This window comes from Halosimplex yunnanense (genome assembly GCF_054504345.1).
Genome location: NZ_JBTJEL010000035.1, coordinates 506,058 through 512,988 on the forward strand (window position 1 = coordinate 506,058; position 6,931 = coordinate 512,988).

The window sequence follows — 6,931 nt, forward strand, 5'->3', positions numbered from 1 at the left end:
GGGGAGATCCCCCTCGGCGTCAGTCCTCGTCGTCTCCGCCGGGGAGCCGCCGGACGGCTCTCTCCCACCTGTCCCTTGCCGCCTGCCCGGGATCCGCGATCGGGTCGTAGGTGATGTCTTCGGCGGTCCGAGCCTGTGTGGAGGCGCCGCTGTCGGTGCGCCGGCGCCACAGGCCGTACGCCGACGCGACCGCGAGCGACCCGAACAGGACCGCGAGCACGATGTTCGCGGCCGAATCGAACGGGGCCACCACGAAGAGCGCGACCAGCACCAGCCCGCTCAGCTGGAGCGCGTAGAGCGCGAACCGGAGCGAGCCGCCCGATAGCTCGATGGTCCGTCCCATTGTCAGGTACTCGTCCCCCGGAGGGATAAGTCCACTCGCCGGATGGCGGTCGGTGTCCGGACCCCGGACGTGAAACGCCGGCTGAATGTTTTCACAGGTGATTAGTGTCACAGGAATGCCGTCTAGATCGATGACTGATACCGAGTCACTGTACGCGAAGATCGGTGGACGGGACGCCGTCGAAGCCGTCGTCTCCGACTTCTACGACCGCGTCTTCGCGGACCCGCAGCTCGAACCGTACTTCGAAGGCACCGACCGGGAGGCGCTGTACGCTCATCAGGTCCAGTTTATCAGCGCGGTCGCCGGCGGCCCCGCGTCCTACGACGGCGACGACATGGGGCCAGCCCACGAGGGGCTGGGGATCACCGGAGCCGACTTCGACCGCGTCGCGACGTACCTCGACGAGGCGCTCGAAGCGAACGGCGTCACGGACGAAGACAGGGAGTCTATCCTCGAAGCGGTGGACGCGCTGAAGCCCGCTATCGTCGAGGAGTAGCGGTTTTCCCGCCCCTTTGGCGACTCCTGTCCGCTGTTCGACGGTCCCCGTCCGCCCCGATCGAGACGGTCGCACACGGGAGGAACAGATGTATACGAATCCCCGACTTGGTTCCGCTCAATGAGCGAATCGGACGGTCCCAAACAGGTGTCGGACCCGGAGTATCACAGCGAGAACCACACCGCCGCGCAGACGTGCGGGTGGACCGCCAACGCCCTCCGGGGGGAGGGCAAGTGCTACAAGTACGCCTTCTACGGGATCGAGTCCCACCGCTGCATCCAGATGACGCCGGTCGTCAAGTGCAACGAGCGCTGTGTCTTCTGCTGGCGCGACCACGCCGGCCACGCCTACGAACTCGGCGACGTCGAGTGGGACGACCCCTCGGCCGTCGCCGATGCCTCCCTCGAACTCCAGAAGAAACTGCTCTCGGGGTTCGGCGGCAACGACGAGGTGCCTCGCGAACGGTTCGAGGAGGCGATGGAACCCCGCCACGTCGCGATCTCGCTGGACGGCGAACCCTCCCTCTACCCTTACCTGCCGGAACTCATCGAGGAGTTCCACGACCGCGACATCACCACGTTCCTCGTCTCCAACGGGACGAAGCCCGAGGTGCTCGCGGAGTGTGACCCCACCCAGCTGTACGTCAGCGTCGACGCGCCGGACCGCTGGACGTTCGACGAGACCGTCAAGGCCGTCGAGGACGACGCCTGGGAGCGGCTGATCGACACGCTCGACGTCCTCGCCGAGAAGGAGGAGACCCGGACCGTCCTGCGGACCACGCTGGTCAAGGGCAACAACATGCACCACCCCGAGTGGTACGCGTCGATGTTCCAGCGGGCCGACCCCGACTTCGTCGAACTGAAGGCGTACATGCACGTCGGCCACTCGCGCGGCCGACTCGACCGCGACTCGATGCCCGAACACGAGGAGGTCCGCGAGTTCACCGAGGACGTCAAGGCGCACATGCCCGAGCACGACTACCTGAACGACGTGCCCGTCTCCCACGTGACGCTGCTCTCGAAGACCGAGGAGACGTGGGTCCCCAAACTCCGGAAGGGAAGCGAGTTCTGGGAGCGGGACCCGTACGTCGACGCGTAGCGGTGCCGTCTCGGTCGCGGTCGCTCGACCAACCGAGCGCCGCTCGACGGGGCACCGAATCGTCAACTCCATTATCGTCTGTTATAATCGGGGAGTTACATTCATATCTGCCACTGAGAGGGGTAATACTGGTGAAATTGCATGGCAGGACTATGGTCGACACTAGATCCGATAACGGTCGCGATGGCGATCATCGGGGTGATCGGAGTCGCCCCGGTTGTGATACAGTACCGTGACCGCTCGAAGTGGTTCGCCGTCGGGTACGCGATGCTCGTCGTCGCGGCGCTGGCGACGAACGTCGAGGACTTGCTGCTCGGAGGGCTAATGAACGGTATCGAGCACGGCGTCGGGCTCATGGGCGCCGGGATCGCTTTCTTCGTGGCAGCCTACGCCCATCGACAGCGGGAGATCGAAGGAGTGGTGGCCGACGATGGCTGAGATCACGGTCCTCTTCGACTTCGTCGCGGCGGTGGGGTTCGCGGCCGCGATCGTCGTCGGCGTCAGGAACTGGCGGGACACCGAACTCGAGCGCGGGTTCTGGGTCAACTTCGTCTTCGGCGCGAGCCTGGGCTTTCTGTGGACCAGTTCGGTGTTGCTGGAGTGGCTCGGCGTCTTGCCTACGCTGATGGACGCGTTGAGCGTGATGTTCCTCGGGACGACCATCGGCGTCTACGCGGTCGGTTCCACGGGGACGATGGCCGTCGTGGACGACATGAAGTCGGCCACCGCCGAGGCCGACCGGGCGCGCCAGGAGGCCGTCGAACTCCAGGAAGACGCCCAGGACGCGCGCCTGGAGGCCGAGGAGGCCCGCGAGGAAGCCGAGGAGGAGCGCGAGCACGCACAACAGCTCACCGAGACCCTCCAGCGCAAGGCGACGGAGTTCGGCGACGTGATGGCCGCGGCCGCCGCGGGCGACCTGACCCGACGGATGGACCCCGAGAGCGACAGCGAGGCGATGACGGAGATCGCCGAGTCGTTCAACGCCATGATGGACGACCTGGAGGCGACGCTCGTCGAGATCCGGTCGTTCGCCGACGAGGTGCGGGCCGACAGCGAGGAAGTGACCGCCGGCGCCACCGAGAGCCTCTCCGCCAGCGAGCAGGTGGCCGACTCGATGCAGGCGGTCTCGGCCGACGCGGACGAGCAGAACGACCGCCTCCAGTCGGTCGCCACCGAGATGAGCACGCTCTCCGGTGCCGTCGAGGAGGTCGCCGCCTCCGCCGACGAACTCTCGCAGGCCACCGAGGAGGCCGTCGAGGTCGGCCAGTCGGGCCGCGAGGCCGCCGGTGAGGCCATCGACGAACTCGACGCCATCGAGGAGAAGGCCGACGACACCATCGACGAGGTCGAGGCGCTCGCGAGCGAGATGGACGAGATCGGCGAGGTCGTCGACATGATCGCCGACATCGCCGACCAGACGAACATGCTGGCGCTGAACGCCTCGATCGAGGCCGCCCGCGCGGGCGAGGCCGGCGAGGGCTTCGCCGTCGTCGCCGATGAGATCAAGGGGCTGGCCGGCGAGGCCGCGGCCGCCACCGACGAGGTCGAGCGGCTCATCACCGATATCCAGAACTCGACCGACGAGACCGTCGTGAACATCCGCGAGATGGGCGAGCGCGTCGACAGCGGGGCCGTCACCACCGAGGAGGCGCTCGACGCGCTCGAGGAGATGGCCGAGACCGTCCGGACCGCTCACGACAGCATCACGGAAGTCAGTTCGGCCACCGACGACCAGGCCGCCTCCACCGAGGAGGTCGCGAGCATGGTCGACGAGGTCTCCGACATGGCCGGCCGGATCGACTCCGAGTCCGACGAGGTCTCGGCCGCCGCCGAGGAGCAGACCGCGTCGCTCACGCAGGCCGCCGAGAACGCTCGCTCGATGTCCGAACGCGCCGACGACCTCCGGGACCTAGTCGACGAGTTCGTCGTCGGCGACGGGACTGGGGGCGACCGCTCGCAGCGAGCGGCGGCCGACGGCGGCCCGTCCGCCCGCGACCCGACCGCCTGAGTACCCGGCCACCAGCACGGTCGATCCGGTCCGCGTTTCACTCCCTCCGTTCCGTCGCGGCGATGCCGACGCCGTTTTCACTGACCACGTGGAACTGTCGCTACGGATCGTCGCCGGCGACAACTGTTCGCAACCCGTCTACCGTTCCACTTCTGAGACGCGTATCGTATTCGGTACGTTTATCGGCGGGTAGCCGCAAGTGACAGGTATGACAGGAGTCACGGCGTCGTCGGTCGGACACGCCGAGTTGGCGACGCTGAAGGCGCTGGCGCTGCAGGGCGGACTCGACGGCGACCAGAAGGTGTCGTGCTCGGCGTTGGCCGACCGCCTCGACGCGTCGACCCAGACGGCCTCGCGGCGACTCCAGCGGCTGGAGGAAGCCGACCTGGTCGAACGGGAGATCGTCAGCGACGGGCAGTGGGTGACGGTCACCGACGCGGGCGAGCGCACGCTCCAGCGCGAGTACGCCGACTACCGCCGGATCTTCGAGCGCGACGCGACCGTCGAACTCCACGGGACGATCACGAGCGGGATGGGCGAGGGCCGCCACTACATCTCGCTGCCGGGCTACATGCGCCAGTTCGAGGAGAAACTCGGCTACGAGCCGTTCCTCGGGACGCTCAACGTCGAACTCGCCGAGGACAGCGTCCGCGAGCGCGGCCACCTCTCGTCGTTCGAGCCCATCACCATCGAGGGCTGGGAGGACGACGAGCGGACCTACGGCCCGGCCTACTGCTACCCGGCGACCGTCGAGACCGTCGACGGCGAGACGTTCGGCGACGCCCACGTCATCACGCCCGAACGTACCCACCACGGGGACGACCAGCTGGAAGTGATCGCGCCGGCGAAACTCCGCGAGGAACTCGGCCTCGAAGACGACGACTCCCTCACCATCGATGTCACCGAACAGCGATAGCATGACCGGCGACGCATCGACCGCGGCCGCGAGCGTCGAGCGCGCGATCGAGGCGCTCCGCCGCGGCGACCCCGTCCTCGTCCACGACGCCGCCGACCGCGAGGGCGAGACCGACCTGATCTACCCCGCCGGCGCCGTCACGCCGGACGCCGTCGCCCGCATGCGCAACGACGCGGGCGGGCTGGTCTGCGTCGCCCTCGGCGACGCCGTCGCCGCGGCGTTCGACCTGCCGTACCTGCGGGAGGCCATCGACCACCCCGCCGCCGCCGACCACGAACTGGGGTACGACGACCGCTCGTCGTTCTCGCTGACGGTCAACCACCGCGACACCTACACCGGTATCACCGACGAGGACCGCGCCCTGACGATCACCGAACTCGGCGCCGCCGCGGCCGACCCCGAGGCCACCGACTTCGCGACCGAGTTCCGCGCGCCGGGACACGTCCACGTCCTCCGCGCCGCCCCGGGCCTGCTGGCCGACCGCGAAGGCCACACGGAACTCGCCCTCGCGCTCGCCGCGGCCGCGGATCTACCGCCCGCGATGGTCGTCTGCGAGATGCTCGACGACGAGACGGGCGGCGCCCGCTCGCCCGCGGCCGCCCGCACCTACGCCGACCGCGAGGGCCTCGTCTACGTCGAAGGCGCCGACGTCATCGACCGCCTCGGATAGCTGCCGACACGCCCTCCTCTCGACTCCGCGACACTGAAGGGAACTCGCCACCCAGCAGTGGCGATGAGAAGATTCTCGCGTCGGTCGTTCGTCCGGGCCAGCGGCCTCGCAGCCTTCGGCGCGCTCGCCGGCTGTTCGACCGACGGTGCTGATGGCGGATCGAGCGACACGCCAGCGGCCGATATCGTCGCCGGTCCCAACGGCACCTACGTGTACGATCCCGCGGAGTACACGATCTCTGTCGGCGACACCGTCACCTGGTCGTTCGCCAGTCCGATGCACAACGTCTCCTGCGTCCCGGAGGATCACCCTCAGGCGTCACTGCCCGACGGCGCCGAACCGTTCGCGAGCTACGAGGAGGGCAAGCCCGGGCAGACGCTCCCCCAGGGGGCGACGTACGAGCAATCCTTCGAGACCGCCGGCGAGTACACGTACGTCTGTATCCCCCACGCCGGACAGGGAATGGTCGGGACTATCGTCGTGGAATAAGCCCCGGCCAGTCGGGGTGAAATTCCGGGGTCGTCCGAAGTAACAGAATAGATAGATAGACAGGGGAATTATATTATTGCTTCCGAGCGGATAGTGACGAGCGAACGGGCCGATTCCGAGACTCGGCGTCGTCTGACCGTGATACCGCCCGTGATCCACCGAAGGTGGTAGATTTGAATCCCGTACCGCTCCGGAAGCGGTACTGTCGGGGTTCTCCGAGACAGCAGCTATCCCGATCGGCGGGCTGACAAAACCCGCTGTTAGCGGTCGAATCGTAGAGATACGACCGATCTCGACCGGGGGCGCCGTCCGATCGCTTTCGAGCGTCTCCTTCGACGCCACTGAGTATGATAAGTATATTCGATGTGTCTGGTTCGGATATCGGCTAGTTTACTAGAGAAAGCCGAGACCGGCAATTCCGGAGTTCGACTCGTGGGTCGTGACGATCGGTCACCCGTAGCTGCTGGGGAGCGCCGAAAAAATATCGGATGAGTCGGGTCGGGCGGTAGCCCGATGGTTCAGCCTTAGTCGCGGCGGCGCGCCGTGAGGAGCGCAGCAGCGAGCAGGGCGACGAGCGAGACTGCGACACCGAAGCCAGCACCGTCGTCGGTGGTGGTCGTCTCCGGCGCGTCGGTCGAGTTACCGTCGTCGGTGGCCGTTCCGTCGGTCGCCTCCGTCGTGGTGACGACGTCGGTCGGCTCGTCCGTCGGTTCGTCGGTCGCAGTCGGCGTCGGCTCGTCGGTTGCCGTAGGCGTCGGCTCGTCAGTAGCCGTCGCGGTCGGGGTCGGCGTCGCGTCGCCGACGGTGACCTCGGCGCTGTCGGTTACGGTGGTGCCGTTGACCGAGTACGGCGCGTCAGCCTCGGGGAAGTCGTAGAGGTTGTTCGAGTTGTCGTCGAGGTGGGGCATGGC

General features: G+C 67.4%; 9 protein-coding genes. 7 read left to right on the forward strand and 2 right to left on the reverse strand.

The window, feature by feature from the left end; translation table 11 throughout:
- Positions 1-19: 19 nt before the first annotated feature.
- Complete coding sequence (locus AB2U09_RS16085) at positions 20-343, reverse strand: DUF8000 family membrane protein (RefSeq protein WP_459193744.1); 324 nt, start codon at positions 341-343, stop codon at positions 20-22.
- Positions 344-473: 130 nt separating this feature from the next.
- On the opposite strand from AB2U09_RS16085, the gene AB2U09_RS16090 reads away from it, so the two are divergent.
- From AB2U09_RS16090 to AB2U09_RS16120, 7 genes are all read left to right on the forward strand, one after another.
- Positions 474-839, forward strand: coding sequence for a group I truncated hemoglobin (locus AB2U09_RS16090; protein WP_459193745.1), 366 nt, complete (start codon positions 474-476; stop codon positions 837-839).
- Positions 840-959: 120 nt separating this feature from the next.
- Positions 960-1,937 carry a 4-demethylwyosine synthase TYW1 gene (gene twy1, locus AB2U09_RS16095; RefSeq protein ID WP_459193746.1) on the forward strand — a complete coding sequence of 326 codons (978 nt, stop codon included), beginning with the start codon at positions 960-962 and terminating at the stop codon, positions 1,935-1,937.
- 141 nt (positions 1,938-2,078) lie between these two features.
- Positions 2,079-2,375, forward strand: a complete 297-nt coding sequence (locus tag AB2U09_RS16100; protein ID WP_510172079.1) for a DUF8530 family protein — start codon at positions 2,079-2,081, stop codon at positions 2,373-2,375.
- Entirely contained in the window at positions 2,368-3,945 is a 1,578-nt protein-coding gene (locus tag AB2U09_RS16105) for a methyl-accepting chemotaxis protein (RefSeq protein WP_459193748.1), read from the forward strand. Before AB2U09_RS16100 ends, AB2U09_RS16105 begins: the two co-directional genes overlap by 8 nt.
- 208 nt (positions 3,946-4,153) lie before the next feature.
- Positions 4,154-4,861, forward strand: a complete 708-nt coding sequence (locus AB2U09_RS16110) for a DUF120 domain-containing protein (RefSeq protein ID WP_459193749.1) — start codon at positions 4,154-4,156, stop codon at positions 4,859-4,861.
- A 1-nt stretch (position 4,862) separates the two neighbouring features.
- Entirely contained in the window at positions 4,863-5,531 is a 669-nt protein-coding gene (gene ribB / locus AB2U09_RS16115; protein ID WP_459193762.1) for a 3,4-dihydroxy-2-butanone-4-phosphate synthase, read from the forward strand.
- 63 nt (positions 5,532-5,594) lie between these two features.
- Complete coding sequence (locus AB2U09_RS16120) at positions 5,595-6,020, forward strand: plastocyanin/azurin family copper-binding protein (protein ID WP_459193750.1); 426 nt, start codon at positions 5,595-5,597, stop codon at positions 6,018-6,020.
- 524 nt (positions 6,021-6,544) lie between these two features.
- Here AB2U09_RS16120 and AB2U09_RS16125 read toward each other — a convergent pair.
- The coding region (locus tag AB2U09_RS16125; protein WP_459193751.1) for a PGF-CTERM sorting domain-containing protein at positions 6,545-6,931 on the reverse strand (387 nt) is incomplete at its 5' end.

What these genes read in the sequence shown, in the direction of transcription:
- AB2U09_RS16110 (WP_459193749.1), top strand. Translation starts at nt 4,154, where the DNA reads ATGACAGGAGTCACGGCGTCGTCGGTCGGACACGCCGAGTTGGCGACG.
- AB2U09_RS16085 (WP_459193744.1), bottom strand. Translation starts at nt 343, where the DNA reads ATGGGACGGACCATCGAGCTATCGGGCGGCTCGCTCCGGTTCGCGCTC.
- twy1 (WP_459193746.1), top strand. Translation starts at nt 960, where the DNA reads ATGAGCGAATCGGACGGTCCCAAACAGGTGTCGGACCCGGAGTATCAC.
- AB2U09_RS16120 (WP_459193750.1), top strand. Translation starts at nt 5,595, where the DNA reads ATGAGAAGATTCTCGCGTCGGTCGTTCGTCCGGGCCAGCGGCCTCGCA.
- AB2U09_RS16090 (WP_459193745.1), top strand. Translation starts at nt 474, where the DNA reads ATGACTGATACCGAGTCACTGTACGCGAAGATCGGTGGACGGGACGCC.
- AB2U09_RS16105 (WP_459193748.1), top strand. Translation starts at nt 2,368, where the DNA reads ATGGCTGAGATCACGGTCCTCTTCGACTTCGTCGCGGCGGTGGGGTTC.
- ribB (WP_459193762.1), top strand. Translation starts at nt 4,863, where the DNA reads ATGACCGGCGACGCATCGACCGCGGCCGCGAGCGTCGAGCGCGCGATC.
- AB2U09_RS16100 (WP_510172079.1), top strand. Translation starts at nt 2,079, where the DNA reads ATGGCAGGACTATGGTCGACACTAGATCCGATAACGGTCGCGATGGCG.